This is a genomic window from Kitasatospora sp. NPDC059722 (genome assembly GCF_042733235.1).
Lineage (GTDB): Bacteria > Actinomycetota > Actinomycetes > Streptomycetales > Streptomycetaceae > Kitasatospora.
Window position 1 is genome coordinate 1 of record NZ_JBHWGD010000279.1, and the last position, 1,818, is coordinate 1,818.

Annotated in this window: 2 protein-coding genes; both read left to right on the forward strand. The window is 76.1% G+C overall.

Going from position 1 to position 1,818, the window contains the following annotated elements; genetic code table 11:
- Positions 1 to 894 (forward strand): ATP-binding cassette domain-containing protein (locus tag ACFV4F_RS43260; RefSeq protein WP_380511529.1); only part of this gene is annotated, 894 nt, incomplete at its 5' end.
- Positions 891 to 1,739, forward strand: coding sequence for an ABC transporter permease (locus tag ACFV4F_RS43265; protein ID WP_380491519.1), 849 nt, complete (start codon positions 891 to 893; stop codon positions 1,737 to 1,739). The genes ACFV4F_RS43260 and ACFV4F_RS43265, both read left to right, overlap by 4 nt.
- The last annotated feature ends 79 nt before the right edge of the window (positions 1,740 to 1,818 follow it).

Sequence of the window (1,818 nt, forward strand, 5' to 3'; positions counted from 1 at the left end):
GCCGGCAAGACCACCCTCGTCGGCGTCCTCACCACCGCCCTCGCGCCCACCACCGGCCGGGCCAGCGTCGCCGGGTTCGACGTCCGGCGCCGCCCCGCCGAGGTCCGCCGCCGGATCGGCCTCACCGGCCAGTACGCGACCGTCGACGGGCGGCTCAGCGGGCGCGACAACCTCCTCCTGCTCGCCGGGCTGCTCGGCGCCGGACGCCGCGCCGGACGCGCCCGCGCCGACGAGCTCCTCGACCTGTTCGACCTCGGCCACGTCGCCGACCGGCCCGCCCGCGGCTACTCCGGCGGCCTGCGTCGGCGCCTCGACCTCGCCGCGAGCCTGGTCGGCCGGCCCGAGGTGGTGTTCCTCGACGAACCCACCACCGGGCTCGACCCGGTGAGCCGGCTCGGCCTCTGGGAGATCGTCGAAGGCCTCGTCGCCGAGGGCACCACCGTGCTGCTCACCACCCAGTACCTGGACGAGGCCGACCGGCTCGCCGACGCCATCACCGTGCTCTCCGGCGGGAGCGTCGTCGCCCACGGCACCCCGGCGGAACTCAAGGCCCGGGTCGGCCGGCGGACCGTCACCATCGTCCTCGACGGGCCTGCCGGAGGCAGCTCCGGGAGCGCCCCCGGGAGCGACGCCGGCCGCGACTTCGAGCGAGCCGCCGACGCGCTGCGCCGGGCCGGGCTCGCCCCGGTCAGCGGGCGCGACGGCGCCGCCCTCGTCGTCCCCATCGAGGCCACCCGCGACATCGCCGCCGTCGTCCGGGCGCTCGACGGGGTCGGGGTCGAGGCCGCCGAGCTCACGTTCGGCGAACCCGGCCTCGACGACGTCTACCTCGCCCTGGCCCACCACCCAGACGGCCTCGACCAGCTCGTCAGCCCGGAAGGACCCAAGCGGTGACCACCACCCTCGAAACCGGCCGACCGCCCCGCACCCCGACGGCCACCGCGCCCGCCTGGCGCGGCAGTTCGCGGCTCACCCAGGTCCGCATCCTCACCGGCCGGTCGCTGCGCGCGCTCGTGACCGACCCGGCGGTCCTGCTCTTCGGCCTGCTCCAGCCCGTCATCACGCTCGTGGTGCTCTCCCAGGTGTTCAGCCGCATGGGGCTCCCCCCGCACTTCCCGCCGGACGTCACCTACCTGGACTTCGTCCTGCCCGCCGTCCTCGTCGACAACGCGGTGCAGTCCGCCGTCCAGTCCGGGGTCGGCCTCGTCGAGGACCTCCAGAACGGCATCGTCGCCCGCCTGCGCTGCCTGCCCGTCGCCCCGAGCTCGCTGCTCGTCGCGCGCAGCCTCACCACGCTCGTGCGCGCCGCCGTCCAGGCCGTGATCATCCTGGCGCTCGGCACCCTCGTCCTCGGCTACCACCCGCGCGGCGGGGCCGGCGCGGTCGCCGCCTCGATCGGGCTGACGCTGTTCATGAGCTGGGCGCTCGGCTGGCTGTTCATCGCGGCGGCGGCCTGGCTGCGCCGGGCCGAGCCGATCCAGAACCTCGCGATCATCGCCGTGCTCCCCCTGATGTTCGCCTCCAGCGCCTACGTCCCGACCGCCGACCTCCCGGACTGGCTCGCCGCCGTCGCCCACGTCAACCCCCTGACGTACGCCATCGATTCGACGCGCGCCCTAGCCCTCGGCCTCCCCGGGACGGGCACGGCGGTGCCGGCCCTGCTGCTCGGTACCGCCGTGGCGGCGCTCGGCGCCTGGCTGGCGGTGACGGGCTTCCGCAGGCCGCTCACCCCACGCTGAGCAGCGCAGCCGGTGGGGGGGGAGGGGGGAGGGACGAACAAAACAGCCCCCCCCCAACCCCCACACCCGCGCCCCCCCC